Source organism: Azospirillum aestuarii, from assembly GCF_016632405.1.
GTDB classification, from domain to species: domain Bacteria; phylum Pseudomonadota; class Alphaproteobacteria; order Azospirillales; family Azospirillaceae; genus Azospirillum; species Azospirillum aestuarii.
This window is the reverse complement of the sequence record NZ_JAEPIV010000001.1, coordinates 286,322-310,014: the sequence shown is the minus strand read 5'-3', so window position 1 is coordinate 310,014 and position 23,693 is coordinate 286,322. Positions and strand designations below refer to the sequence as shown.

General features: G+C 70.2%; 24 protein-coding genes. 10 read left to right on the top strand and 14 right to left on the bottom strand.

Annotated features, from left to right (window positions below; genetic code table 11):
- Positions 1 to 26: 26 nt before the first annotated feature.
- Positions 27 to 1,568 (bottom strand): Ppx/GppA family phosphatase, encoded by a 1,542-nt coding sequence (locus JJL56_RS01415; RefSeq protein WP_200483897.1) that lies wholly within the window; start codon positions 1,566 to 1,568, stop codon positions 27 to 29.
- Positions 1,569 to 1,587: 19 nt separating this feature from the next.
- Positions 1,588 to 3,735: an RNA degradosome polyphosphate kinase gene (locus tag JJL56_RS01410; protein WP_145623822.1), complete on the bottom strand. Its 2,148-nt coding sequence runs from the start codon at positions 3,733 to 3,735 to the stop codon at positions 1,588 to 1,590.
- Positions 3,736 to 3,951: 216 nt separating this feature from the next.
- Here JJL56_RS01410 and JJL56_RS01405 point away from each other — a divergent pair, with 216 nt between their 5' ends.
- Both JJL56_RS01405 and JJL56_RS01400 read left to right on the top strand, forming a co-directional pair.
- On the top strand, positions 3,952 to 4,470 hold the full coding sequence (locus JJL56_RS01405; RefSeq protein ID WP_200483896.1) for a SixA phosphatase family protein: 519 nt from the start codon (positions 3,952 to 3,954) through the stop codon (positions 4,468 to 4,470).
- Between the two features lie 71 nt (positions 4,471 to 4,541).
- Positions 4,542 to 6,167 carry a CHAD domain-containing protein gene (locus JJL56_RS01400; RefSeq protein WP_200483895.1) on the top strand — a complete coding sequence of 542 codons (1,626 nt, stop codon included), beginning with the start codon at positions 4,542 to 4,544 and terminating at the stop codon, positions 6,165 to 6,167.
- Positions 6,168 to 6,362: 195 nt separating this feature from the next.
- Here the strand turns inward: JJL56_RS01400 and JJL56_RS01395 are convergent, their stop codons facing one another.
- The 5 genes from JJL56_RS01395 to JJL56_RS01375 all read right to left on the bottom strand — a co-directional run bounded on the left by JJL56_RS01395 (position 6,363) and on the right by JJL56_RS01375 (position 11,017).
- Positions 6,363 to 7,142, bottom strand: a complete 780-nt coding sequence (locus JJL56_RS01395) for an SDR family oxidoreductase (protein ID WP_145623825.1) — start codon at positions 7,140 to 7,142, stop codon at positions 6,363 to 6,365.
- Positions 7,081 to 7,845, bottom strand: a complete 765-nt coding sequence (locus tag JJL56_RS01390; RefSeq protein WP_247889326.1) for an HdaA/DnaA family protein — start codon at positions 7,843 to 7,845, stop codon at positions 7,081 to 7,083. The genes JJL56_RS01395 and JJL56_RS01390 overlap by 62 nt, the downstream gene beginning before the upstream one ends.
- A 13-nt stretch (positions 7,846 to 7,858) precedes the next feature.
- Positions 7,859 to 8,920 (bottom strand): AI-2E family transporter, encoded by a 1,062-nt coding sequence (locus JJL56_RS01385; RefSeq protein WP_145623826.1) that lies wholly within the window; start codon positions 8,918 to 8,920, stop codon positions 7,859 to 7,861.
- Positions 8,917 to 9,477: a CDP-alcohol phosphatidyltransferase family protein gene (locus JJL56_RS01380; protein ID WP_094303303.1), complete on the bottom strand. Its 561-nt coding sequence runs from the start codon at positions 9,475 to 9,477 to the stop codon at positions 8,917 to 8,919. The genes JJL56_RS01385 and JJL56_RS01380 overlap by 4 nt, the downstream gene beginning before the upstream one ends.
- A gap of 100 nt (positions 9,478 to 9,577) precedes the next feature.
- Positions 9,578 to 11,017, bottom strand: a complete 1,440-nt coding sequence (locus JJL56_RS01375) for a DUF2066 domain-containing protein (protein ID WP_200483894.1) — start codon at positions 11,015 to 11,017, stop codon at positions 9,578 to 9,580.
- Between the two features lie 156 nt (positions 11,018 to 11,173).
- Here JJL56_RS01375 and purM point away from each other — a divergent pair, with 156 nt between their 5' ends.
- From purM to JJL56_RS01360, 3 genes are all read left to right on the top strand, one after another.
- Positions 11,174 to 12,208, top strand: coding sequence for a phosphoribosylformylglycinamidine cyclo-ligase (gene purM, locus JJL56_RS01370; RefSeq protein WP_425599111.1), 1,035 nt, complete (start codon positions 11,174 to 11,176; stop codon positions 12,206 to 12,208).
- Complete coding sequence (purN, locus tag JJL56_RS01365) at positions 12,196 to 12,864, top strand: phosphoribosylglycinamide formyltransferase (protein ID WP_200483893.1); 669 nt, start codon at positions 12,196 to 12,198, stop codon at positions 12,862 to 12,864. Before purM ends, purN begins: the two co-directional genes overlap by 13 nt.
- 100 nt (positions 12,865 to 12,964) lie before the next feature.
- Positions 12,965 to 13,114, top strand: coding sequence for an aa3-type cytochrome c oxidase subunit IV (locus tag JJL56_RS01360; RefSeq protein WP_109072472.1), 150 nt, complete (start codon positions 12,965 to 12,967; stop codon positions 13,112 to 13,114).
- A 42-nt stretch (positions 13,115 to 13,156) separates the two neighbouring features.
- Here the strand turns inward: JJL56_RS01360 and JJL56_RS01355 are convergent, their stop codons facing one another.
- On the bottom strand, positions 13,157 to 13,636 hold the full coding sequence (locus JJL56_RS01355) for a hypothetical protein (protein WP_145623831.1): 480 nt from the start codon (positions 13,634 to 13,636) through the stop codon (positions 13,157 to 13,159).
- A gap of 172 nt (positions 13,637 to 13,808) precedes the next feature.
- Entirely contained in the window at positions 13,809 to 14,231 is a 423-nt protein-coding gene (gene ndk / locus JJL56_RS01350; protein ID WP_145623832.1) for a nucleoside-diphosphate kinase, read from the bottom strand.
- A 215-nt stretch (positions 14,232 to 14,446) separates the two neighbouring features.
- On the opposite strand from ndk, the gene abc-f reads away from it, so the two are divergent.
- The 3 genes from abc-f (at position 14,447) to JJL56_RS01335 (ending at position 17,798) form a co-directional block, all read left to right on the top strand.
- Entirely contained in the window at positions 14,447 to 16,342 is a 1,896-nt protein-coding gene (gene abc-f / locus JJL56_RS01345) for a ribosomal protection-like ABC-F family protein (protein WP_145623833.1), read from the top strand.
- Positions 16,339 to 17,040 (top strand): exopolysaccharide biosynthesis protein, encoded by a 702-nt coding sequence (locus tag JJL56_RS01340; RefSeq protein WP_200483892.1) that lies wholly within the window; start codon positions 16,339 to 16,341, stop codon positions 17,038 to 17,040. Before abc-f ends, JJL56_RS01340 begins: the two co-directional genes overlap by 4 nt.
- A gap of 143 nt (positions 17,041 to 17,183) precedes the next feature.
- A complete protein-coding gene (locus JJL56_RS01335; protein WP_145623835.1) occupies positions 17,184 to 17,798 on the top strand; it encodes a class I SAM-dependent methyltransferase in 615 nt (204 codons plus the stop codon).
- Positions 17,799 to 17,821: 23 nt separating this feature from the next.
- On the opposite strand, the gene JJL56_RS01330 is transcribed toward JJL56_RS01335, so the two are convergent.
- Entirely contained in the window at positions 17,822 to 18,583 is a 762-nt protein-coding gene (locus JJL56_RS01330; protein ID WP_200483891.1) for an SDR family NAD(P)-dependent oxidoreductase, read from the bottom strand.
- A gap of 123 nt (positions 18,584 to 18,706) precedes the next feature.
- Here JJL56_RS01330 and JJL56_RS01325 point away from each other — a divergent pair, with 123 nt between their 5' ends.
- A complete protein-coding gene (locus tag JJL56_RS01325; protein WP_145623837.1) occupies positions 18,707 to 19,573 on the top strand; it encodes a YicC/YloC family endoribonuclease in 867 nt (288 codons plus the stop codon).
- Positions 19,573 to 20,220 carry a guanylate kinase gene (gene gmk / locus JJL56_RS01320; protein ID WP_200483890.1) on the top strand — a complete coding sequence of 216 codons (648 nt, stop codon included), beginning with the start codon at positions 19,573 to 19,575 and terminating at the stop codon, positions 20,218 to 20,220. Before JJL56_RS01325 ends, gmk begins: the two co-directional genes overlap by 1 nt.
- A 123-nt stretch (positions 20,221 to 20,343) precedes the next feature.
- On the opposite strand, the gene rsmA is transcribed toward gmk, so the two are convergent.
- The 4 genes from rsmA to JJL56_RS01300 form a co-directional block, all read right to left on the bottom strand.
- Complete coding sequence (gene rsmA, locus JJL56_RS01315) at positions 20,344 to 21,210, bottom strand: 16S rRNA (adenine(1518)-N(6)/adenine(1519)-N(6))-dimethyltransferase RsmA (protein ID WP_247890894.1); 867 nt, start codon at positions 21,208 to 21,210, stop codon at positions 20,344 to 20,346.
- 52 nt (positions 21,211 to 21,262) lie between these two features.
- Positions 21,263 to 21,829: a hypothetical protein gene (locus JJL56_RS01310; protein WP_200483889.1), complete on the bottom strand. Its 567-nt coding sequence runs from the start codon at positions 21,827 to 21,829 to the stop codon at positions 21,263 to 21,265.
- A gap of 118 nt (positions 21,830 to 21,947) precedes the next feature.
- On the bottom strand, positions 21,948 to 22,799 hold the full coding sequence (locus JJL56_RS01305) for an alpha/beta fold hydrolase (RefSeq protein WP_200483888.1): 852 nt from the start codon (positions 22,797 to 22,799) through the stop codon (positions 21,948 to 21,950).
- Between the two features lie 28 nt (positions 22,800 to 22,827).
- The gene (locus JJL56_RS01300) at positions 22,828 to 23,637 is read right to left on the bottom strand and encodes a transglycosylase SLT domain-containing protein (RefSeq protein ID WP_200483887.1); all 810 of its coding nucleotides are present in this window, start codon (positions 23,635 to 23,637) and stop codon (positions 22,828 to 22,830) included.
- Positions 23,638 to 23,693: the final 56 nt, after the last annotated feature.

Genomic DNA, 23,693 nt, shown 5'->3' with positions numbered 1-23,693 from the left:
GGCGACGTTGCCGCCGCCCTCCTCCGCTACTCCGCCGCTTGCGGCCTAGCCGGCGGCACGATTTCGCCCTTGCGGTTCAGCGCCTTCGCCAGCGCGTCCAGGCGACGCTGCACCGTCTCGCCGGCCGGCACGCTGAAATCATCCGGCAGGGACAGCACCAGCCGCTCCCCCGACACTTTCAGGGACGTGCGCTGCAACAGCGCGGTGGCGCCGCCGGTCAGCGTGTGGGCCAGCCGCAGCGCCAGCCCCAGAACCAGCGCCTTGCGCGCCTGGGCGTCGCTCAGCAGCGCCCTGGGGCCTTGGGTGGCCGCGTTGGGGGTGGCCGGCCCGTCGATGGACCCGGCGTAGCGGGCGTAGACGGCCAGCGCCAGGAAAGCCCGCTCGTCGTGGTCGATGCCGGGGAAGGGATAGCGCAGGATGCGCAGGCAGGCGTGCTCCGCCCGGTAATCGGGATGCTCGGCCCAGCCGACATCGCTCAGCAGGCAGGAGGCCTGCCGCAGCCTCAGGGCCGCGTCGTCCTCCCCGGCGAAGAGGTTGCCGGTCCAGGACACCAGCAGGGCCGGGTCGCCGATGCGGACGAAGCGCTGCGCCCAATCCTCCACCGCGGCGATCAGCGGGTCCTGCCGCTGCCCCTGCGGATCGAGCAGCGCGTACAGATGCCCTTCCCGCAACCCGTACGCCGAAAACACCACGCTGGATGGCTGAACCATCCGCAGCAGCCGCTCGAACACCAGCGCCGCGTAGGGCAGCGTGTCGATCCGGCGGCGGGAGCCGGACATCTTCTCCAGCGAGGACCGGCTCTGCTTGGCGATCAGCCCGGCGAAGTCCCGCGCCTCGGCGAAGGGCACCGTGTAGTGGTGGATGATGTGCAGCGGGTGCTTCACATGCTCCATGTGCAGCTTGGCCAGGGCCCGCCAGCCGCCGCCCACCGGGAAGAAGGGCTTGCCACGCATCTGGGCCAGCCAGTCCAGCTTCTCCAGATGCTGGTCGATGGCACGCACCAGACCGTTCGGCTTGGCGGGGTTCAACTCCATCAGGCGCAGCGGCCCCAGCGGCATCGTCAGATGCTCGCCGATCACGCCGCGCTCCAGCCGCACCAGCTCCAGGCTGCCGCCGCCGAGGTCGCCGACCAGCCCGTCCGCGGCGGGGGTGCCGGACAGCACGCCCATGGCGGACAGCCGCGCCTCCTCCTCGCCGCTGATGACGCTGACGTCGAGGCCGGTGCGGTCCTTCACCCGCTGGATGAAGGCCGGCCCGTCCGTGGCATCGCGCACCGCCGCCGTGGCGATGACGTCCAGCCGCCCGACGCGCATGCCTGCGACCAGCAGGGCGAAGCGTTCCAGGGCTTCCAAGCCCTGCGTCACGCCGTCCGGGTTCAGGCAGCCGGTCTTCTCGACCCCGCGGCCGAGCCCGCAGAGGACCTTTTCGTTGAAGACCGGCAGGGGCGACCGCTTCAGAGCGTCATAGACGACGAGCCGGATCGAGTTGGACCCGATGTCGATGACGGCGATCCGCTCGCCCTTGTCGACGACCTTGGTGGCGACCGAGTGTTCCTGCGCCGGCGTCATTAGCAACCGATATCCTCAATCAAATGACCGTACGGAGCTTCAACCGCGGCGGCGTCTTTTTGCTGCTGAGCGCACTGCCGCGGCCCGACAGGCTGGGGTTCGTCATGAAGTAGTTATGGGCGCTGAACGCGTCCGGACCAGCCTCCACCCGATGATAAACGCCATCGGGGCCGAGTTTCCAGGTGTTCGCCTCGTCCTTCAGGTTGGCGACCATGATCTGGTCCAGCACCTGCTCGTGCACCGTCGGGTTCTCGATGGGCACCAGCGTCTCGATGCGGCGGTCCAGGTTGCGCGTCATCCAGTCGGCGGAAGAGATGAAGAGCTTGGCCTGCGGGCTGGGCAGCGCGTGGCCGTTGGCGAAGCAGATGACGCGCCCATGCTCCAGAAAGCGCCCGACGATGCTGCGCACCCGGATGTTTTCCGACAGGCCCTTGACGCCGGGACGCAGGCAGCAGATGCCGCGGATCACCATGTCGATCTGCACGCCCTTCTGCGACGCCTTGTAGAGCTGGTCGATGATCTCCGAATCGACCAGCGAGTTCAGCTTCACCCAGATGTGGGCGGGCTTGCCGGCGGCGGCGTTGGCGACCTCGGCGTCGATCAGCTGGCCCAGCTTCTGGCGCAGCGTGATCGGGGCGATGGCGATCTTCTCCAGCAGCTTCGGCGTGGCGTAGCCGGTCATGTAGTTGAACATCACCGCCGCGTCGTGGCAGAGCGCCGGGTCGCAGGTGAAGAAGGACAGGTCGGTGTAGACCTTCGCCGTGATCGGGTGGTAGTTGCCCGTCCCGAAATGGACGTAGCTGCGCAGCGCCTTGTTCTCGCGCCGCACCACCAGCGACACCTTGGCGTGCGTCTTCAGATCGACGAAGCCGTAGACCACCTGGGCGCCCGCGCGCTCCAGATCGCGCGCCCAGCGGATGTTGGCCTCCTCGTCGAAGCGGGCCTTCAGCTCGACCAGCGCGGTCACCGACTTGCCGGCCTCCGCCGCCTCGATCAGCGCGGCGACGATCGGGCTGTCCTTGCTGGTGCGGTAGAGCGTCTGCTTGATGGCGACCACCTGCGGGTCGCGCGCCGCCTGCCGGATGAACTGCACCACCACGTCGAAACTCTCGTACGGATGGTGGACGACGATGTCCTTGTCGCGGATGGCCGCGAAGCAGTCGCCGCCGAAGTCGCGGATGCGCTCCGGGAAGCGGGCGTTGAACGGGCGGAAGACCAGATCCGGCCGCTCGTCGACGATGAGCTGGCGGGTGTCCGACAGGCCGATCAGCCCATCGAGCACGAACACGTCGTCGTTCGACACGCGCAGCTCATGGCGCAGGAACTCGCGCAGGTCGGCGGCCATGCCGGCGTCGGTCGCCAGCCGGATGACGCTGCCGCGGCGGCGGCGCTTCAGCGCGCTCTCGAAGGTGCGGACCAGATCCTCCGCCTCCTCCTCGATCTCCATCTCGCTGTCGCGCAGGACGCGGAAGACGCCGTGGGCCTTCACCTGGAACGGCGGGAACAGCCGGTCGATGAACAGCATCACCAGCTTTTCCAGCTGGATGAAGCGGATCTCCGAACCCGGCAGACGGATGAAGCGGTCGAGCTGCGCCGGCAGAGGGACCAGCGCGTCGAGGTGCCGCCCCTTCACCGGCTCGTGCAGTTGCAGCGCCAGCGAGAAGCCCAGGTTGGGCAGGAAGGGGAACGGGTGCGCCGGGTCCACGGCGATGGGCGTCAGGATGGGGAAGATGTCGTCGAGGAACTTGGCCTCCAGCCAGTCCTTCTCGCCCTCGGTCAGGTCTTCGGCGCCGACCACCATGATGCCGGCCTCGCGCAGGTCCTGCTTCAGGCTGCGCCACATGGTCTGCTGCGCGTTCATCAGCTCGACGATGCGCTGATTCACCGCGGTGAGCTGTTGGGCCGGGGTCAGGTTCTCGGCGCTGGGGGTTTTCACCCCCGCGGCCACCTGTCCCTTCAGGCCGGCGACGCGGACCATGTAGAATTCGTCGAGGTTGCTGGACGAGATCGACAGGAACCTCAGCCGCTCCAGCAGCGGGTGATTCGGGTTGGACGCCTCATCCAGGACGCGCTGGTTGAAGGCCAGCCACGAGAGTTCGCGGTTGATGAAGCGCTCCGGTGCGTCCGCTTCGATGCAGGTCGCTTCCAGGTCCTGAAGTTCGGTCACAGCAGCCTCGGGCTTTTGCGTGATGGGTGGTGCCGCTACAGTCCGGTTTGGCCGAACCGTCCCGCCGCGGTCGGCGGGCCAGGCAACCTACCCCAACTACGTTACGGTTTTGGGTCAGACAGCATAATACTGCCGTCACGATAATACCGCTGCGAAAACAGTCGCACCCCCCGCGCATCCGCCGGGCCGCGATCCGGACAGGAAGGGACAGCCTCCATGAAGACCCTGTATCTCATGCGCCACGGCAAGTCCGCGTGGGACGATCCTTCCCTGGACGACCACGACCGCCCGCTGGCGCCGCGGGGCAGGAAAGCGGCCCGGCTGGTCGGCCACGAGTTGAAGGACCGCGGCGCGCGCATCGGGCTGGTGCTGTGCTCCACCGCCCGGCGCGCGGCGGACACCGCCGACCGCCTGCTGGAGGTGATGGACGCGCCGGACATCCCCGTGGAGCGCGAGCGCGGCCTCTACCTGTGCGGCGCCGGGGTCCTTCTGGAGCGGCTGCGCGACGCGCCCGATTCCGTGTCGTCGCTGATGCTGGTCGCCCACAACCCGGACCTTCACGACCTCGCCCGCGACCTGACCGGCAGCGGCGAGGAACGGCACCGCGCGGCGTTGGCGGAGAAGTTTCCGACCGGCGCCTGCGCCGTACTCCTGTTCGAAGCAGCCCGCTGGGCCGACCTGGACAGCGGGGCGGGACGGCTGGCCGATTTCATTCTGCCGCGGAAACTCTCCTAACGCCCTTTTGCCAAATGGGGTATTTCAACCCGGAACAGAGCAGGCCCGGAACCGAGCAGGAGTCGCCCCCCGTGTCCTCCGCGCCCCAGAACAACGCGCCCCAGAACGCCACGCCCTCCGGTGCCCCCGCCGCGGTGTCCGCCGTGCGCGAGGTCGAGATGAAGCTCCACCTCGACCCGCGCGATCTTTTCCGCGTTGCGGGCCTGCCCGTCCTGAAGGACGCGGCGGAGGGCGACCCGATCGTCCGCGACCTGCGCACCGTCTACTACGACACGCCGGACCGGCGCCTGTTCACCGGGGGCGTCGCCCTGCGGGTGCGGCAGGACGGCGACCGCTTCGTGCAGACGCTGAAGACCATCAACGCCGCCACTCCCGGCGATTCGGCCGCCGTGGCCATCCGCAAGAAATGGGACTGGGCGATTCCCACGGCCGCCCCCGAAATGAGTCCCTTCGTTGCCGAAGGCGTGGCCGCCCTGGTGCCGGAGGACGCGCGCGCGGCGCTGGTTCCGCAGTTCACGACGGAGTTCCGGCGCACCACCCTGCTCGTCCGCCCGGACGCCCTGACCTCCATCGAGGTGGCGGTGGACGAGGGCCAGATCACCGCCGGCAACGCCTGCGCCCGAATCAGCGAGGTCGAGCTTGAGCTGAAGTCGGGCCGCATCGGGCGCCTGTTCGATCTCGCGCTGGCGCTCCAGCGCCGCGTGCCGGTCCGCATCGGAACGGAAAGCAAGGCGGAGATCGGCGACCGCCTCGTCACCGGGCGCCTGCCCGCCCCTGTCCTGCCGGAACCGCTGGGCCTGACCCCGGTCACCACGGTGGCCGAGGCCTACCGCCACATCGTCCGCCACGGGCTGCGCCTGCTGCTCGCCAACGAAGCCTGCGCGCTGGCCGGCGGCGACGTGGAGGGGCTGCACCAGATGCGCGTCGCGCTGCGCCGCCTGCGCACCGCCATCCGCCTGTTCCGTCCCCTCGCCGGGGTGCCGGACGCCTGCCGCGCCGGGAACGACATCCGCTGGTTCTCCCGCCGGCTCGGCCCGGCGCGCGATTGGGACGTGCTGCTGTCCCACGGGATCGCGCCCTTCGCGGCGACGGAGAAGGCCCCGGCCGACGGGATCGCCGCGCTGACCGCCGCGGTCCGGGAAGCCCGTCGGGCGCCCGCGCTGGCGGCGGTGGAGGCGATCCAGTCGCCGCGCTGCACCGGGCTGATCCTGGCGCTCGGCGCCTGGCTGGAGGACGGGGCGTGGCAGTCCGGCGCCGTGCCGGAGGTCCGCGCCCAACTCGACCGCCCGATGGCCGAGTTGTCCGGCCCCTGGCTGGCCGCCCAGCACGCCAAGGCACTGAAGGCGGGGGCATCGAAGGCGGGGCGCGACCTGGACGCCGCCGATGCCGCGTCGCGCGACCGGCTGCGCCGCCGCCTGCGCAAGCTGCGCCACACGGCGGAGTTCTTTCGCGGCCTCTACGCCGAAACCGCAACGGTGCCCTTCGTCACCACGCTGGACGCCCTGCTGGGCGCGCTGGATGCCGAGCACGACGCCGCGGTGGCCGGCGGTCTTCTGCGCAGCCTGTCGGCGGACCGGCCGGAGCATCGATCCGCCGCCGACTCGACCGCCCGCTGGCTCGCCAAGCAGGCCGACAAGCGCCGCAAGGCGTTGCCGGGGCTGTGGAAAGGGTATCGCGATGGGGCGGTGTTCTGGTGAGGGCGTGACATTCCCCCCACCCCAACCCTCCCCCGCTCTCGGCGGACCGAAGGTCCGCCTGCCGCGTCAGCTCTCGCGCAAACCGTTGGTTTGCGCGAGAGCTGACGCAGGGGGAGGAGAAAAGCCCTCCCCGGCAAAGCGGGGGAGGGCTGGGGTGGGGGCCAGTGTCCAGACACCGGCGCTACAACAAGCCGCCTACAGCGTCCCCGCATAGGCGCCGCCGTCCAGCAGGACGTTCTGCCCGGTCATGAAGCCGGCGTGGGCGGAGCAGAGAAAGGCGCAGGCCGCACCGAACTCCGCCGGATCGCCGAAGCGGCCGGACGGGTTGCCGGCGCGGCGGACGGCCATCTCCTCGTCCAGGCTGCGGTTGTTGGCCTTGGCCCCGCCTTCCATGGTGGCGCGCAGGCGGTCGGTCTCGAAGGGGCCGGGCAGCAGGTTGTTGATCGTCACGTTGTGCCGCACGGTCTGGCGCGACAGACCGGCGACGAAGCCAGTCAGCCCGGCCCGCGCCCCGTTGGACAGGCCGAGGATCGGGATCGGCGCCTTGACCGCCGCCGAGGTGACGTTGACGATCCGCCCGAAGCGGCGGCCGATCATGCCGTCCACCGTCGCCTTGATGAGGAAGATCGGGGCCAGCATGTTGGCCTCGACGGCGCGGACCCAGTCGTCGCGCTCCCAGTCGCGAAAGTCGCCCGGCGGCGGGCCGCCCGCATTGTTGACCAGGATGTCCGGCTCCGGACAGGCGGCAAGCGCGGCGGCGCGCCCCTCCTCCGTCGCGATGTCGCCGACGGCGGTGGTCACGGTGGCTCCGGTCTCCTTGCGGATCTCCTCCGCGGCGGCTTCCAGCAGGTCGCGGCCACGCGCGGTGATGGTGACCTGCACCCCCTCGCGCGCCAGCGCCACGGCGCAGGCCTTACCCAGTCCCTTGCTGGCTGCGCACACGATGGCGCGGCGTCCGGCGATTCCCAGATCCATCCTCGTCTCCTCCCTTCCCGGCCTCCAGACCGGCCAGCACCTCGCGGGCCAGCGGCACGGTCAGGGGACGGTGCGCGGCCAGCGATGCGCGGTCAAGCGCCGCGACCACCCGCCCCGCCGCCTCCAGCGACCGCTCCATCCGGGTCAGCAGGTAGGTGATGAGATCCATGCCCGGCCGCAGTTGCCGGTCGGCGAACAGCTTGACCAGAACGGCGGCGAGCAGCGCGTCGTCCGGTGCCTCCACCCCCACCGCGGGGGCCGCCTTGATGCGGGAGCGCAGGTCGGCCAGCTTCATCCGCCAGCGCGACGGCGGGCGGCGCGACAGCAGGAGCAGATGCCCGCCCGAGTCGCGGGCGAGGTTGTAGAGGTGGAACAGCGCTTCCTCCCGCGCCGGCGCGCCGGACACCCGGTCTGCGTCCTCCACCACGACGGCATTGGCGCCGGCCAGCAGGGCGTGCGGGTCGATCCGGTCCAGAGCGTCGCCCATGGCGATGGGAGCGTGGCTGCGCGCCCGCCAGACATGGCCCAGATGGGTCTTGCCGCAACCGTCCGGCCCGTACAGCGCCAGGGCCGGCGCCGGCCAGGACGGCCAGCGGTCGAGCCACGCCACCGCCTCGGCGTTGCTGGGCGCCACGAGGAAATCCTCGCACCCCATGGCGGCGCGGTGTCCAAGGTCGAGCGGTATCTGAGCCGCAAGGGTCATAAGGCGGGAGCCATCAGGAAGGGGTACCGCGGTAGTAGGGGCTCTCAAGATAGCGCCCCAACGCGAAGCGTGTCAGCACCCCGATCACCGCCGCCACCGGAACCGCCAGCAGGACGCCGACGAAGCCGAACAGCGACCCGCCGGCCAGCAGGGCGAAAATCACCCAGACCGCGTGCAGCCCGACCTTGTCACCCACCAGCTTCGGCGTCAGGACGTTGCCCTCCACCGCCTGCCCGAACAGGAAGATCGCAATGACGATGGCGACCCGCCACGGATCGTCGAACTGGAGCAGGGCCAGCCCCGTGCTCGACACGAATCCGAACAGCGAGCCGACATAGGGGATGAAGGACAGCAGCCCCGCCATAAGCCCGATCACCAGCCCGAAATCCAGCCCCGCCAGCGACAGCGCCACCGCGTAGAAGACCCCCAGGACGAGGCAGACCAGCGCCTGGCCGCGGACGAATCCGGCCAGCGTCTCGTCCACCTCCCGCGCCTGCTCCCGGATGGTCGCGGCGTGGTGCAGGGGCAGCCAGCCGTTCACCTTGTTGACCAGGATGTCCCAGTCGCGCATCAGGTAGAAGGCGACGATGGGCGTGATGAACATCACCGACAGAACGTCGAACAGCGCCAGCCCGCCGGACAGGATGTGCCTCAGCACCCGCCCGACCCAGCCGACCACGTCCCCGGCATAGTTGCCCGCGGCCCCGCGCAGCCGCTCCACGTCCTCCGGCGACAGGCGGTGGATCAGCCGGTCCAGCATCGGCAGCAGCCGATCCCGCGCGGCGTTGGCGTAGTTGGGAAGCACCTCGATCAGGTGCGTCACCTGCGCCTGCACCAGCGGCAGCAGCAGAAGCCCCATCACCACCAGCACCAGGACGAAGGACAGCAGCACCAGCGTCGTCGCCAGCCAGCGCGGCAGGCGCCAGCGCTCGACCCGGTCGACCACCGGGTCCAGCAGATAGGCGATCGCCAGCCCCACCACGAAGGGCAGCAGCATGCTGGACAGCAGCCACAGGGCCAGAACGAACAGGCCCAAACCGATCAGCCAGAAACGGATCTGCTTGGCCGCCGTCACGGCACCCCTCCATGCCGGCTGAACAGAAGCCCGCCACGGTAGACATAGGCCAGTCCCGACAGCACCGTGGTCGCGGCGCAGACCCAGATGAGCAGGGGCACCAGCTCCTGCCCGAACAGGTGGAAGTCCGGCAGCCCCAGCCCCGCCGGGGCCAGCACCGCCGCCGCCAGGGCGAGCTGCACCGCCGTATTGATCTTGCTGACGTAAAGCGGCTGCATCGCCAGCGACTCCTTCAGCGTGTAGAGCAGCATCACCCCGCCGACAATCATCAGGTCGCGGAACACCACCAGGATGACCAGCCACAGCGGCAGCACGCCGATGTGGCCCAGCGAGACGTAGACACTGACCAGCAGCGCCTTGTCGGCGATCGGGTCCAGATAGGCGCCCAGCACGGTGCGGGCACGGAACATGCGGGCCACGGCGCCATCGACGGCGTCGGACACTCCCGCCCCGACGAACAGCCAGAAGGCGACCCCCAGCTCCCCGGCCAGGATGAAATAGACGGCGACCGGCACCACCAGGATGCGGCCGAAGGTGATGATGTTCGGAATGCTCACCGCGATGCCTTCTGCCGTTGTCCCTTACGCCGCCGTCCACGCCGCCGCCCTTTCGGGGGCCGGTCCCGGCCCGTCTGTAACGCCGGGAAGCCGTCCGCCGTCACGGACGGGCCGTGCCGGTGGCCGGCAGCGTGCCCAGAATGCGCGGCGGAGCCCCCGGCGCGGCCTGCGGCGCGCCGATCGGGGCGGGCATCGCCGCGGGATAGCCGGTGGCCGCCGGAGGCACCGCAGCGGGGGCGCTGGCCGGCGAAACGGTGGCGGGCTGCGCCAGGGACGACGCCCCGGCGCCCTTCGCCAGCACCTGGAGCTGCCATTCCGGCGTGGGCGCGACCGGCGGAAGCGGCTGGCCCGGAACGGGCACCGGGACCGGCGCGGCGACCGCCCCGGTGCGGGCGAGGCCTAGGTCGCGGCGGGCCAGCGCCTGGCGCAGCCGCTCCACGTCGCCGCGGTGGGTCAGCGCGACCAGCGCCTCGTAGCGGCTGATCGACAGCACGTCGGTGCGGGTGACGGCGTTGACCATGCCCAGCCGCTTGCGCGTCTCCACCCAGTCGTTGAGGCTGGCCAACGGCACGCGCACCAGCGTCGCCTGCTCCGGCCCGCTCGCCACGGTGTTGTCGCGGCGGTAGGACTCGTCGATGGCGGCGGACACGAAGGTGGTGGCGCGGGTCAGGAAGTCGCCGGCCCGGTCGGCCATGTCGGCCTTCACGTTGACCGTCTGCTGATCCCGCGCGCCGTCCGGGGTGTAGTGGGTCACCTCGACCGCCAGCGGGCGGCCGAGATCCAGCCCGCCCGCCGGCAGGTCCGTCTTGGCGACGATCACGCCCCCGGCGTTGTAGCGCTGGGCGATGCGGGCCAGAGCTTCCGCATCGCCGGACAGCGCCTCGTTCACGCCGATGGCCGAGATGTCGGCCAACTCGCCGTCTGGCACGACCAGCGGCACCAGCGAGGCGCCGGCCGGACGGCCCTCCCAGGCCTCGCGCCAGTCGGTGCGGTCCTCCCACAACACGGGGCGTCCGTCCACGACGGTGACCGGCAGGATCACGTAGGGCCGGGCGGGCGGTTCGACATACTGCTGGCCGCCGCCGGCCAGCGTCTCGCGCACCGAAGTGGGGCGGAAGCGCACGGTGATGCTGCCGACATAGCGGGTGGCCGACACCTTCTCGTCGTCGATCTCGAAGCCCTGGACCAACCGGGCGAGCTCGATCTCCGACACCCGCGGCACGCTGGTGGCGGTGGGGACGAGGCGCTTGTACAGCTCCGCCCACGCCTTCACCTGCGCGTCGCGGATCGCCTGATCGCGGGCGGCGTTGGCGTTGGCCGCGCTGACGTCCACCTTCACGCCCGACACGGTGAAGGGGTCCGCCGCCGGAACCGCCGCGGGCGCCGCCCCCGGAGCAGCCCCCGGAATGGTCGCGGGAGCCGCCACCGCGGGTGGAGCGGCGCCGGGCACCTGCGCTTTCACGGGGCCGGCCTGGAGGGCCAGGGCCACGGTGACGGCGGCGAAGCCCGCAAACAGCGGCGCATGGCGGCGGTGGAGCATTGCAAAGCCTTCCGATTCGAGTATGTTCGGCCCGTTCCCTTATGACCCGGCCCAAAATGACCCGGTTCAGGTGGCCCAGGTATATAGCTCAGCCCAAGCGAGGATACCATCAGCACCCAGTCTAATAACACGTCCGACGCCTACAAGCAGGCCGGCGTGGACATTGATGCGGGCAACGCGCTCGTTGACGCGATCAAGCCGCTCGCCCGTTCCACCGCGCGCCCGGGCTCCGACGCCGGGCTGGGCGGGTTCGGCGCCCTGTTCGACCTGCGCGCGGCCGGGTATCACGACCCGCTGCTGGTCGCCACCACGGACGGCGTCGGCACCAAGCTGAAGGTCGCCATCCTGGCGAACCGGCACGACACGGTGGGCATCGACCTCGTGGCGATGTGCGTGAACGACCTCGTCGTCCAGGGCGCGGAGCCGCTGCTGTTCCTCGACTATTACGCCACGGGCAAGCTGGACGTCGCCGCGGGCCGCGCCATCGTCGCCGGCATCGCGGAAGGCTGCCGTCAGGCCGGCTGCGCGCTGGTCGGCGGCGAGACGGCGGAGATGCCGGGCATGTATGCCGAGGGCGACTACGACCTCGCCGGCTTCTCGGTCGGCGCCGTCGAGCGCAAGGACGCGCTGACCGGCGCCACCGTGCGGGACGGCGACGTGGTGCTCGGCCTCGCCTCCTCCGGCGTGCACTCCAACGGCTATTCGCTGGTCCGCAAGCTGGTGGAGACGTCCGGCCTCGGCTACGACTCGCCCTGCCCCTGGGATGCCTCGAAGACGCTGGGCGAGGCCCTGCTGACCCCGACCCGCATCTATGTGAAGAGCACGCTGGCCGCGGTGCGCGCCGGCACGGTGCGGGCGATGGCCCACATCACCGGCGGCGGCCTGATCGAGAACATCCCGCGCGTCCTGCCGGACGGGCTGGGCGTCACCCTCGACGCGTCCAAGTGGCCGCTGCCGCCGGTCTTCAACTGGCTGATGAAGACGGGCGGGCTGACCCCGCTGGACATGGCGCGCACCTTCAACACCGGCCTCGGCATGGTCGTCGTGGTCCCGGCGGACAAGGCGCAGCAGGCGGCCGAGATCCTGGCCCAGGGCGGCGAGACGGTCTTCACCGTCGGCACCGTCTACGCGGTCAAGGACGGCGACGCCCGCGTCACCGTCACCGGCATGGACACGGCATGGTCGGCCTGACGCCCACCGCTCTGAAGGTTGGCGTCCTGATCTCCGGGCGCGGCAGCAATCTGCAGGCGTTGATCGACGCCTGCGCCGCCCCGGACTTTCCGGCGGACATCGCGCTGGTGCTCTCCAACAAGGCCGACGCCTACGGGTTGGAGCGCGCAGCATCCGCCGGGGTCCCGGTCGCCGTGGTCAGCCACCGCGACTTCCCCGGCGACAAGCGCGCCTTCGAAGAGGCCATGGACGCGCGCCTGCGCGACGCGGGCGTCGAACTGGTCTGTCTGGCCGGCTTCATGCGGCTGCTGTCACCCTGGTTCGTCGAGCGCTGGCACGACCGGATGATCAACATCCACCCGTCGCTCCTGCCCTCCTTCAAGGGGCTGGACACGCACCAGCGGGCGCTGGACGCCGGGGTGCGCTTCCACGGCTGCACCGTCCATTACGTGCGCACCGAGATGGACGAGGGGCCGATCATCGCCCAGGCCGCGGTCCCGGTCCTGCCCGGCGACGACGCCGACCGGCTGTCCGCCCGCGTGCTGGAGGCCGAACACCGGCTCTACCCCCAGGCGCTGCGCCTGATCGCCGAGGGCCGCGCCCGCGTCGAGGATGACCGGGTGACCCTGTCAGGCCCGGCGGCGGAGCTGCCGACACTCATCAACCCGCCGGCCTGAAGCGTCCCGAGCGGGGCCTTCGGCCAAGCGGGACCCTTGCCGCAACCATCCGCACTCCCCACATTCTCCGCCGGAACCATAAAAGGGGAGGCAAAGCGCGATGGCGGTTACCGATCACGGCCATAATCCGGTCAGCGAGGATGTCGTCCGCCGTCACGAGGCGGGCTGGCACGCCTTCACCCGCTTCATGACGCTGGCGACCGCAGGGGTGATCGCCGTGCTGGTCTTCATGGCGATTTTCCTGGTCTAGCGGCTCTATCCGGCCGCTGACCGATCGGCCGCGGCGGGGCGCTTACGCCCCGTCCGGCAGACGGCCCAGCAGCAGGTCGCGCATTTCGCCGACCAGGGCGTCCACCTGCTCCTCCCACGTCTCGGTGCCGCCCTGGATGGCGTGCATGACGTGGGTCGCGAGGTGGATCAGCGCGGCGCGCACGCAATCCTCCGCCGGGAAATCCAGCCCCACCGTGTCCTGAAGGAACTGGCCGAGCTGGTCGGCGGCGTTCCAGGGGTGCACGACCACCGTGTCGAAGCCGCTGGTCCCCAGGAACACCGCGTTCAGCGCCGTCGCCTGCGCGTTGATCGCGTCGATGGCCGCATCCTGCTCGATGTTGCCGCGCAGCACCTCCTGGAAGGCCGCCAGGCACTGGTCGACGTAGCCGCGCACCAGCAGTTCCACCACGCCCGGATCGCTCAGGTCGTTCCTGCCCTTCACGAGGGGCGGCAGCGGTTCCAGCAGGGCCGCGACGATCGGCTTGACGTGCGGATTTTCCATGGCGGGGGTACTCCTAGCGGTAGAATCCCCGAATACTCGACTTCGCCACGCCTGTCCACGACGCCGTGACGCCGTCCAGGCGACAAGTTGCGGGCGGAGGCGCCTGAAACGAAAAGGGCCGCCCCGGTCGGGACGGCCCTTCGCGCAAGGCTGCGAAGCGGAAGACCCGCGATCAGCCAACCAGCTCGATGCCGGCGAAGAAGAAGGCGATCTCCTGGGCGGCGGTCTCCGGAGCGTCGGAGCCGTGCACCGAGTTGGCTTCGATCGACTCGGCGAACTCCTTGCGGATGGTGCCCTCGGCGGCGTTGGCCGGGTTGGTGGCGCCCATGATCTCGCGGTTGCGGGCAATGGCGTTCTCGCCTTCCAGAACCTGGAGCACGACCGGGCCGGAAATCATGAAGGAGACGAGGTCGTTGAAGAACGGACGCTCACGATGCACGCCGTAGAACTGCTCGGCCTGGGCCTGGGACAGCTGGACGCGCTTCTGCGCGACGATGCGCAGGCCGCCGTCCTCGAACTTGGCGTTGATCTTGCCGGTCAGGTTGCGGCGGGTGGCATCGGGCTTGATGATCGAGAGGGTGCGTTCGACGGCCATGGCGGTGGGCTCCTGCTGGAAATGCGTTATGGGCGCCGCTGGTTTGGCCGGGGCGCCGGTTGCGCGGGGTTATATAGGCGCTTTTCGGCCACGGCAACCGGTTCGTGAGGCCGCTTCGCGAGGCTGCGCCGCGCGCCGCTGCGCGGCTGCCATGAAGGGTTGCCCCGCGGGTCGCGCTTCAAATCGCGGTTTCCCCGTGGTAAACCGGCGCCGATATGCTGCACATCAACGACCTGACGTTCCGCTACGGCGGACGTGTGCTGTTCGACCGCGCCACCGCGGTCGTGTCGAAGGGCCACCGCGTGGCGCTGGTCGGCCGCAACGGCACCGGAAAATCCACCCTCCTGAAACTCATCGCCGGCCAGCTCCAGACGGACGCCGGGGCGATCGGCGTGCCCACCGGCACCAAGATCGGCATGGTGGCGCAGGAGGCTCCCAGCGGCGCCACCACCCTGATCGACGCCGTCCTGGCCGCCGACACGGAGCGCACCGCCCTGCTGGCCGAGGCCGAGACGGCCACCGACCCGATGCGCATCGGCGAGATCCACGCCCGGCTGGCCGACATCGAGGCCCATTCGGCGCCGTCGCGCGCCGCGCAGGTGCTCTCCGGCCTGGGGTTCGACGCCGACGCGCAGGCCCGCCCCTGCTCCGACTTCTCGGGCGGCTGGCGGATGCGCGTGGCGCTGGCCGGCGTGCTGTTCGCCCGGCCCGACCTGCTGCTGCTCGACGAGCCGACGAACCACCTCGACCTGGAGGCGACCATCTGGCTTGAGGGGTACCTCAAGAACTACCCCCACACGATCCTGCTGGTCAGCCACGACCGCGACCTCTTGAACTCGGTCCCCACGACGACCATCCATGTGGACCAGGGCCGGCTGGTGACCTACGCCGGCAACTACGACCAGTTCCTCAAGCAACGCCGCGCCAACATGGAGCGGCTGCAGGCCATGGCGACCAAGCAGGAGGCCAAGCGCAAGCACATGATGGCCTTCGTCGAACGCTTCCGCTACAAGGCGACCAAGGCCCGGCAGGCGCAGAGCCGCCTGAAGGCGCTGGAGAAGCTGGAGACCATCACGCTGATGGAGGACGACGCCGAGGTCGTCTTCAACTTCCCGCAGCCGGACGAGATGCCCCCGCCGCTGATTTCGCTGGACGGGGTGACCATCGGCTACGGCGACCGCGCCATCCTGCGCCGCGTCAACCTGCGCATCGACATGGACGACCGCATCGCCCTGCTGGGCGCCAACGGCAACGGCAAGTCGACGCTGGTGAAGCTGCTGGCCGGGCGGCTGGAGGCCATGGCCGGCGAGGTGAAGCGCCCGACCAAGCTGCGCGTCGGCTATTTCGCCCAGCACCAGCAGGACGAGCTGGACCTGTCACTGACCCCCATCCAGCAGACCCAGCGCATCATGCCGCTGGCGCCGGAGGAGAAGGTGCGTGCCCATCTGGGCCGCTTCGGCTTCCAGCAGAGCAAGGCGGAAACCCGCATCTCCGACCTGTCCGGCGGCGAGAAGGCTCGGCTGCTGCTGGCGCTGATGAGCCGCGAGACGCCGCACATCCTGATGCTGGACGAGCCGACCAACCATCTCGACGTGGACAGCCGCGAGGCGCTGATCGAGGCGATCAACGGGTTCGAGGGCGCCGTCATCCTCATCAGCCACGACCCGCACCTGATCGAGCTGACCGCCGACCGGCTGCTGCTGGTGGCCGACGGCACGGTGCAGCCCTACGACGGCGACCTCGACGACTACCGCCGCTTCCTCCTGGACCGCGCGCGGGCCGAGCGCGCCGCCGCCAAGGGCGGCGAGGCGACGGACGCCGGGGCGAGCCGCAAGGACCAGCGCCGCGCCGCGGCGGAGGCCCGCGCCACCCTGGCCCCGCTGAAGAAGAAGGCCACCGACGCGGAATCGCAGGTCAACAAGCTGACCGAGGAGAAGCGCAAGATCGAAGCGAAGCTGGCCGATCCCGCCCTCTACAGCGGCCCCAGCGACAAGCTGCGGAAGCTCCAGATCGACCTGGGCGTGGTGGACAAGAAGCTGTCCGCCGCCGAGGAGGCGTGGCTGGAGCATCTCGAAGCCTATGAGTCGGCGGCGGCGGAGGCCGGCGTATGAGCGTGCCGCACAACGTGGCCTTCAGCGAAGCGGCCTCGCTTCCCGCGACCGTCGCCCGTCGTGGGCGGCAGGACCATGGGGAGGAACGGACCTCCGACGTCCTGGCGACCTTCCGCGCCAACCTGCCGGACGGGCGGGTGTCGCTGGGCGACCTGATCCAGGCGCTGGGCGACCGCTCTCTGGGCACCATCCTGCTGGCCCTGTCGCTTCCCACCATCGCGCCGGTGCCGCTGGGCGTGTCCTGCCTGTTCGACCTGCCGATCCTGCTGTTCTCCGCCCAGATGGCCTTCGGCAGGCGCGGCGCCGCCCTGCCCGGCTGGATTCTGCGCCGCTCGGTCAGCCGGTCGCTCGCCGCGCGGATGATCGACAAGGCGATGCCGCGGCTGACCGCCATCGAACGGATGCTGAAACCGCGCCACAGCCGCTTCGCCAGCATCGATGGGGAACGCTGGTTCGGCGTGCTGGTGCTGCTCCTGTCCCTGACCTGCGTTGTGCCGCTGCCGCTGACCGGCTGGCTGCCCGGATTCGCCCTCGTCCTGTTGTCGCTGGGGCTGATCGAGCGTGATGGGGCCGCGGTCGCGGTCAGCCTCGCCCTCACCGTGGCTGCCCTGGTCTTCTTCGCGCTGGTCGCCAGCAGCCTGTCCTACGCCGGCCAGACCCTGCTGGCCGCCACGTCATATCCCGCGTTTATGGCATAGCTCCCGCCGCTTCGGCCGGTTGCGGGGGAACCCGGGATGCGACATAAGTGCGCTCTGGGATTGTTAGGTTCGGGACCCCCCGAGGCTCCAGCTTGTTTAGCCCCGGGGTAAAACGCTCAACAGCCAACGGCGAAAGGCCGATCATGACACCAACGGAAATCACCGTCGCGGAGAAGCAGAAAAGCGGCAAGACGCCGCCGGCCGCGTGGCTTTTCTTCCAGCGTTGGTTGGCAAATCCCCTTTCCATGGGTTCCGTTACACCGTCCTCGGGCGCGCTCTGCCGGCTGATCGGCGAACAGGTCCTGTGCGGGCCGGATCAGGTCGTCGTCGAGTTCGGCGGCGGCACCGGCGCGATCACCAAGGCCCTGCTTCAGCGCGGCATTCCGGGCAACCGCATCTTCACCTTCGAGATCGACGACCACCTGTCGCGCTTCCTGCGCGGCCATTACCCGGACGTCAACGTCGTCCATGACGACTGCCGCAAGGCCGCCGACATCCTCGGCCCGGCGCTGGTCGGCAAGGTCGGCACGGTGGTGATCGGCATCCCCATGCTGAACCTGCCGATGCGCGCCCAGAAGGAGGTCGTCGAGGCCTGCTTCCGCATCCTTCCCGAAGGCGGGCGCTTCGTTCTCTACACCTACGGCCTCGTGTCGCCGCTGAACCAGCGCGCGCTGGGCGTCAAGGGCAAGCGGCTGGGCTTCACCCCGCTGAACGTCCCGCCGGCCTCCGTCTGGGGCTATTGGAAGGCGAAGCCCTAAAATCCCTCCAAAATCCCCTCACGTCACTCCTTGCGCGGCGCCTGCCGCAGCAGGATATCCGTCACGCCCACCGGCAAGGCCGCCAACAGCCACGTGGCGGCGGCCATCGGCCAGGGGAAGGCGATGCGCGCCCTGTTGCGGGCCAGCCCGCTCCTGATGACCTGGGCGGCGCGGTCCGCCTCCATCAGGAAGGGCATGGGGAAGCGGTTCACCGCGGTCATCCGGCTTTTCACGAAGCCTGGGCAGATCACCGTTACGCCGATCCCCTGCCCCGCCAGATCGCCGCGCAGCGACTCGCCATAGACCCGCACCGCCGCCTTGCTGGCGCAATAGGCGGGCGCGCCGGGCATGCCGCGGAAGCCGGCCAGCGAAGCCATCAGGGCGATCTGTCCGCGCCGCCGCGCCTGCATGCCGGGCAGCAGCGGGTGGACGCTGTTCAGCACGCCATCCACATTCACCTGGAAGATGCGCCGCGCCTGCTCGGCGCTTTCCACGCCGCCCCCGGTGCCCGCGGAGATTCCGGCGTTGGCGATGACCAGATCGACCGGCGCGCGGGCGTCCAGCGTGGTCAGCCACGCCGTCATGGCCTCGCGGTCCGCCGCGTCGACGAGCGCCGTTTCCACCTCCGCCCCGGCGGCACGGCAGCGCTCCGCCACCGCCTCCAGCCGCGCGGAGTCGCGCCCGCTCAGGGCAAGCATGACTCCGGGGGCCGCGTAGGCGCGGGCCAACTCCTCCCCGATGCCGCTGGACGCCCCGGTGATGACGATCGAGCGCGGATCGCGCATGCCCTTTTCCCCCTGTCCCTGACGCTTGTTGCCGTCGCTGCCCGACGCTATAACTTGAGCCTCGCGATCCCACAAATAGTAGTCGAGGCCGCTTTGCCCGCCCAACGCTCCGCTGTTTCCAGCATGACCGGTTTCGCACGCGTGGATGGGCACGCCGACGGCTACAGCTGGACGTTCGAGGTGAAGAGCGTCAACGGGCGCAACCTCGACATCCGTTGCCGCCAGCCCGCCGGCTTCGACACGCTGGAGGCCGCCGCCCGCGCCGAGATCCCCAAGCGGCTGGCCCGCGGCAGCGTCAACCTGAACCTGACCGTCACCCGCAGCCAGTCGGTGTCGCAACTCCGCATCAACCGCGAGCTTCTCGCCCAGGTGCTGGAACTGGCGCGCGAGATCGAGGGCGCCGGGGCCGCCGCGCCGCGGCTCGATTCGCTGCTCGCCGTCCGCGGCATCATCGAGCCGGTGGAGGAGGACGAGGGCGAGGCGCGGGAACGGATGGAGGCCGCGCTGAAGGCCGACCTCGGCCGGTTGATCGGCGAACTGGTGACCGCCCGCCTGTCGGAGGGGGCGCGTCTGGTCACCGTGCTGAACGGCCATCTCGACGAGATCGAGCGGCTGATCACCGCCGCCTCGGCCTGCGCCAGCACCCAGCCGGAAGCGCTGCGCGAGCGGCTGCGCAATCAGGTCGCCGCCCTGCTCGACGCCGCCCCGGCCCTTCCGGAGGAGCGTCTCGCCCAGGAGGCCGCCATCCTGATCGCCAAGGCCGACGTGCGCGAGGAGATGGACCGCCTGCGCGCCCACATCCAGGCCGCCCGCGACATGCTGGCGGAGGGGGGCGCCATCGGCCGCCGCTTCGACTTCCTGTGCCAGGAATTCAACCGCGAAGCCAACACCCTGTGCTCCAAGTCCGCCGACGTGGAGTTGACCCGCATCGGCCTGTCGCTGAAAGCCTCCATCGAGCAGCTTCGCGAGCAGGTCCAGAACATCGAGTGATGCTGAAGACCATGAACGCGAAAATCTCCCGGCGCGGCCTGATGCTCGTGCTGTCCTCCCCCTCCGGGGCGGGCAAGACCACCATTTCGCGGCGCCTGCTGGACCGCGACCCCGGCATCACCCTGTCGGTGTCCGTCACCACCCGCCCGATGCGCCCCGGCGAGCAGCCGGGCGTCCATTACTACTTCATTGACATGCCGGAATTCGACCGCATGGCCGGTCAGGGCGAATTGCTGGAGCACGCGCGCGTGTTCGGCAACTGCTACGGCACGCCGCGCAGCACGGTGGAACAGGCCCTCGGCGCCGGGCGCGACGTGCTGTTCGACATCGACTGGCAGGGCACGCAGCAGTTGGCGGCGAACGCGCGCAACGATCTGGTCAGTGTGTTCGTCCTGCCGCCCTCGGGGACCGAGCTCGAACGCCGCCTGCACACCCGCGCCCAGGATTCGACGGAGGTGATCGCCCAGCGCATGGCCAAGGCATCCGACGAGATCAGCCACTGGGCCGAGTATGACTATGTGATCGTGAACAACGACGTGGACGAGAGCGTGCAGGCGGTCCAGGCCATCCTGCGCGCCGAGCGGCTGCGCCGGACGCGGCAGGTCGGGCTGCCGGCCTTCGTGCAGAGCGTGCAGGCGGCGCTGTAGGGGGCGTACTGCCCCCACCCTTCCCACGCCCCGCGTGGGCCCCTTCCCTCCCCCGCTTCGCAGGAGAGGGAAATTTGTCCCCTCCCCTGCGAAGCGGGGGAGGGTTAGGGAGGGGGCAAGACCTCACCCCTTGCGAAACGCCCGCGCCAGCGCCGCGAACCCCGCCACATCCACCTCCTCCGCCCTTGCGGTCGGCTCGATCCCGGCGGCGGCCAACAGCGCCTCGGCGTTCCCCAAACTCTTCAAACTCTGGCGCAGCATCTTGCGGCGCTGGCCGAAGGCGGCGGCGGTCACCTGCTCCAGCGCCTTCCATTCCGCCGGCTCCGGGTTGGCGCGCGGGGTCAGGTGGACGATGGTGGACTCCACCTTGGGCGGCGGGGTGAAGGCCTTGGCCGGCAGGTTGAACAGCACCCGCGCGTCCGACCGCCACTGCGTGATCACCGACAGGCGGCCATAGGCCTTGCTGCCCGGCTTGGCGACCAGACGGTCCGCGACCTCCTTCTGGAACATCAGCGTCAGGCTGACGAACTCCTCGATCCGCCCCAGCCAGCCGATCAGCAGCGGCGTCGCCACGTTGTAGGGCAGGTTCGCCACGATGGCCCGCGGGGCCGGCGCGATCGCGATGGGATCGACGTCCAGCGCGTCGGCCTCGACGATGGACAGCCGCCCGTCCGCCGCCTGGATCACGTCCTGCAGCGCCTCGATGAAGCGGTGGTCGCGCTCGATGGCGATGACGTGCTTCGCCTTGGTCGCCAGAAGGGCGCGGGTCAGCCCACCCGGACCGGGACCGATCTCGACGACCGTCACGCCGGTCATGTCGCCCGCCGAGCGCGCGATGCGGCCCGTCAGGTTGAGGTCGAGCAGGAAGTTCTGCCCCAGCGCCTTGCGGGCATCCAGCCCGAAACGGGCGATCACCTCGCGCAGCGGCGGCAGGGCCTGCGGGTCGAATGCAGCGGACATGGGGACGGAGTCGGGCGTGGCTTCGGTCATGGCCGCACTTATAGGACGGCGCGGGCCCGCCGTCATCTGCCGCGCGTCATCGTCACCCTTCGCTTTTGAGCGCGATGTTCTCCGGCGTGGCGTCGAGACGGCCGGTGCAGGTGATGCGCCGCCCGTCGTCGAAGGCCTGGGACGGCTTCGGCCCGACGGTCACTTGCAGGACCACGCGGTCAGCCATCTGGTCGCCCAGATCCTGGGGCCGGTCGCCGCCCTGGGAATCGTGGCTGAAAACGCTCTCCAGGTACCAGGCCGCACCGCCCGCCCCCTGCGGCCCGCCGCGCACCAGCGCGCCGGCCAAGCGGGTGTAAAGATCCTTGCACACCTCCTCGGTCCGGTTGCGCGGCAGATCGACGAAGTTGGCGTAGGCGACGATCCGCCGGTCCTGGAAGCGGTAGAAGACGCCGCTGCGCGACACCTCCGTCCGCAGATCGCGGGACAGCCCGTCCACCGTGTCGTGCAGATCGCCGCGCAGCCGGGTCATGCCCCAGTCGAGCAAGGTCACCGGCTCCCGCGACAGCCAATCCAGCGCATCGCGGGCTTGAACCGGTGCGGAGACGAAGGGCAGAAACATGAAGGGCAGCAAGAGGACGAGCGCGGCGAAACCCCTCATGCGTCGGGCCTCCGGACCATCGTTACGGTGCGACCGTACCAGCGATGCTAAGCCAGGAGCGCGGCCATATCCAGCCGGATTCCGGGCCGCATGCCACGCCCAAGCCGGGGTACCTCCGTCAGTCCTCCAGCAGGAAGTCGCGCACCGCGGCGATCTGGTCCCCGGTCATCAGCGCCGGGGCGTGGCCGGTGTGGGCGAACTCCATCAACCGGGCCTTCGGGCCGCGGCGGGTCATCTCCTCCGCAGTCTCCGCTGGAAGGATGTCCGAGGTGGCGCCGCGCAGCACCAGAACCGGGCAGCGGACGCGGTCCCAGACGGCCCACAGGTCCACGTCCTCCATCGGCTGCGCCTTGAACGCCTCGGCGATGGCCGGATCATAGGCGAGGCCGTAGCAGCCGTCCGGACGCAGGCGGGCGCTGTGCTCCGCCATGTGGCGCCACGCCTCGTCGGACAGCCGCCCGAAGCCCATCAGAACGAAGCGCAGGTAGGATTCGACCGCCGCCAGATCCTCGAACACCGGGTCCTTGCCGACGTAATCGGCGATGCGCTGCAAGCCCGCCTTCGGGATGAAGGGGCCGATGTCGTTGACGACCAGACGGCGGATCGGGCTGTCCGGCTGGGCGGCCAGCAGCATGCCGATCAGCCCGCCCATGGAGGTGCCGACCCAATCCACCGTCTCCACCCCCAGCCGGGCGATCAGCGCCGCCATGTCGGCGCAATATTGCGGGTAGCCGTAGAGCGTCGGGTTGCCCAGCCGGCCGCTCTTGCCGCGCCCCACCACATCCGGGCAGGCGACGCGGTAGCGGTCGGCCAGATCGAGCGCCAGCGCGTCGAAATCGCGGCCGTTGCGGGTCAGGCCATGCACGCAGACGGCGGTGCGGGCCGCGTCCTCGCGCCCCCACTGGGTGTAGGCGACGCGGTGGAACCCCGCCGCGCTGAGGCCGAGAAAGCTGCGTTCGGACATCGGCACGGGTGGCCCCTCCCCTGTTGGTTCGTCCTCAGCCCTTGCCGGGCTTCGCCAGTTCCGCCGCCTGCCGGACGACCATGGGCGACGGCTCCGCCACCGCGGCGTCGAAGGGATGGCGCGTCGCGTCGTACAGGCGGCGGATGGCGCGCACGTAGTTCCGCGTCTCCTCGTAGGGCGGAACGCCCCGGTAGCGGTCCACGGCCCGCTCCCCCGCGTTGTAGCCGGCAAGTGCCAGCGTAACGTCCCCCTGGAAATAGGCCAAGAGCCAGCGCAGGTAACGCACGCCGCCGCGGATGTTCTGGGCGGGGTCGAAGACGTCGGACACGCCGAACCGCTCCGCCGTGTCGGGGATGAGCTGCATCAGCCCCGCCGCCTCCTTCGGCGACACCGCGTCGGAACGGAAGGCGCTCTCCACCCGGATCACCGCCATGACCAGCGCCGGGTCCAACCCGTACTGGGGCGCGGTCTTGTGGACCAGCGCGACGATCTCCGGCGGCGGGGGCGACGCCTCGCGCAGCGGGGCCGCGCCGGGGCGGCACCAGGGGCGGACATGGCCCATCCGGCCCGGCACATAGGCGACCAGCCGCCGCGCCTCCTTGTGGCCGCGCGACGCCGCGGCGCGCAGCCACGCCGTGCCGACCCGCTGGTCGCGCTTCACCCCGACGCCGAACAGGAAGCGCCTCGCCATGCGGTAGGACGCTTCCGGATCGCCCTTCTCCGCCGCCTCGCAGTCGGCCATGCGCGCCTCACGCGAGGAGACGGCGCCGGACTTACCCGCGGCAAGGGCGGCGGGGGCCGCCAACGCGACGAAAACGGCAAACATCAGCGGGAGGAAACGCACGGGCGGGCCTTGGGACGGTCTGCAAAACCGCATTGATATGTGGCTGCCCGTAAGAT

Coding starts and splice junctions, on each gene's coding strand:
- JJL56_RS01415 (WP_200483897.1), bottom strand. CDS start 1,568: ATGACGCCGGCGCAGGAACACTCGGTCGCCACCAAGGTCGTCGACAAG.
- JJL56_RS01405 (WP_200483896.1), top strand. CDS start 3,952: ATGAAGACCCTGTATCTCATGCGCCACGGCAAGTCCGCGTGGGACGAT.
- JJL56_RS01395 (WP_145623825.1), bottom strand. CDS start 7,142: ATGGATCTGGGAATCGCCGGACGCCGCGCCATCGTGTGCGCAGCCAGC.
- JJL56_RS01390 (WP_247889326.1), bottom strand. CDS start 7,845: ATGACCCTTGCGGCTCAGATACCGCTCGACCTTGGACACCGCGCCGCC.
- JJL56_RS01375 (WP_200483894.1), bottom strand. CDS start 11,017: ATGCTCCACCGCCGCCATGCGCCGCTGTTTGCGGGCTTCGCCGCCGTC.
- purN (WP_200483893.1), top strand. CDS start 12,196: ATGGTCGGCCTGACGCCCACCGCTCTGAAGGTTGGCGTCCTGATCTCC.
- JJL56_RS01360 (WP_109072472.1), top strand. CDS start 12,965: ATGGCGGTTACCGATCACGGCCATAATCCGGTCAGCGAGGATGTCGTC.
- JJL56_RS01355 (WP_145623831.1), bottom strand. CDS start 13,636: ATGGAAAATCCGCACGTCAAGCCGATCGTCGCGGCCCTGCTGGAACCG.
- ndk (WP_145623832.1), bottom strand. CDS start 14,231: ATGGCCGTCGAACGCACCCTCTCGATCATCAAGCCCGATGCCACCCGC.
- abc-f (WP_145623833.1), top strand. CDS start 14,447: ATGCTGCACATCAACGACCTGACGTTCCGCTACGGCGGACGTGTGCTG.
- JJL56_RS01340 (WP_200483892.1), top strand. CDS start 16,339: ATGAGCGTGCCGCACAACGTGGCCTTCAGCGAAGCGGCCTCGCTTCCC.
- JJL56_RS01335 (WP_145623835.1), top strand. CDS start 17,184: ATGACACCAACGGAAATCACCGTCGCGGAGAAGCAGAAAAGCGGCAAG.
- JJL56_RS01330 (WP_200483891.1), bottom strand. CDS start 18,583: ATGCGCGATCCGCGCTCGATCGTCATCACCGGGGCGTCCAGCGGCATC.
- JJL56_RS01325 (WP_145623837.1), top strand. CDS start 18,707: ATGACCGGTTTCGCACGCGTGGATGGGCACGCCGACGGCTACAGCTGG.
- gmk (WP_200483890.1), top strand. CDS start 19,573: ATGCTGAAGACCATGAACGCGAAAATCTCCCGGCGCGGCCTGATGCTC.
- rsmA (WP_247890894.1), bottom strand. CDS start 21,210: ATGACCGAAGCCACGCCCGACTCCGTCCCCATGTCCGCTGCATTCGAC.
- JJL56_RS01310 (WP_200483889.1), bottom strand. CDS start 21,829: ATGAGGGGTTTCGCCGCGCTCGTCCTCTTGCTGCCCTTCATGTTTCTG.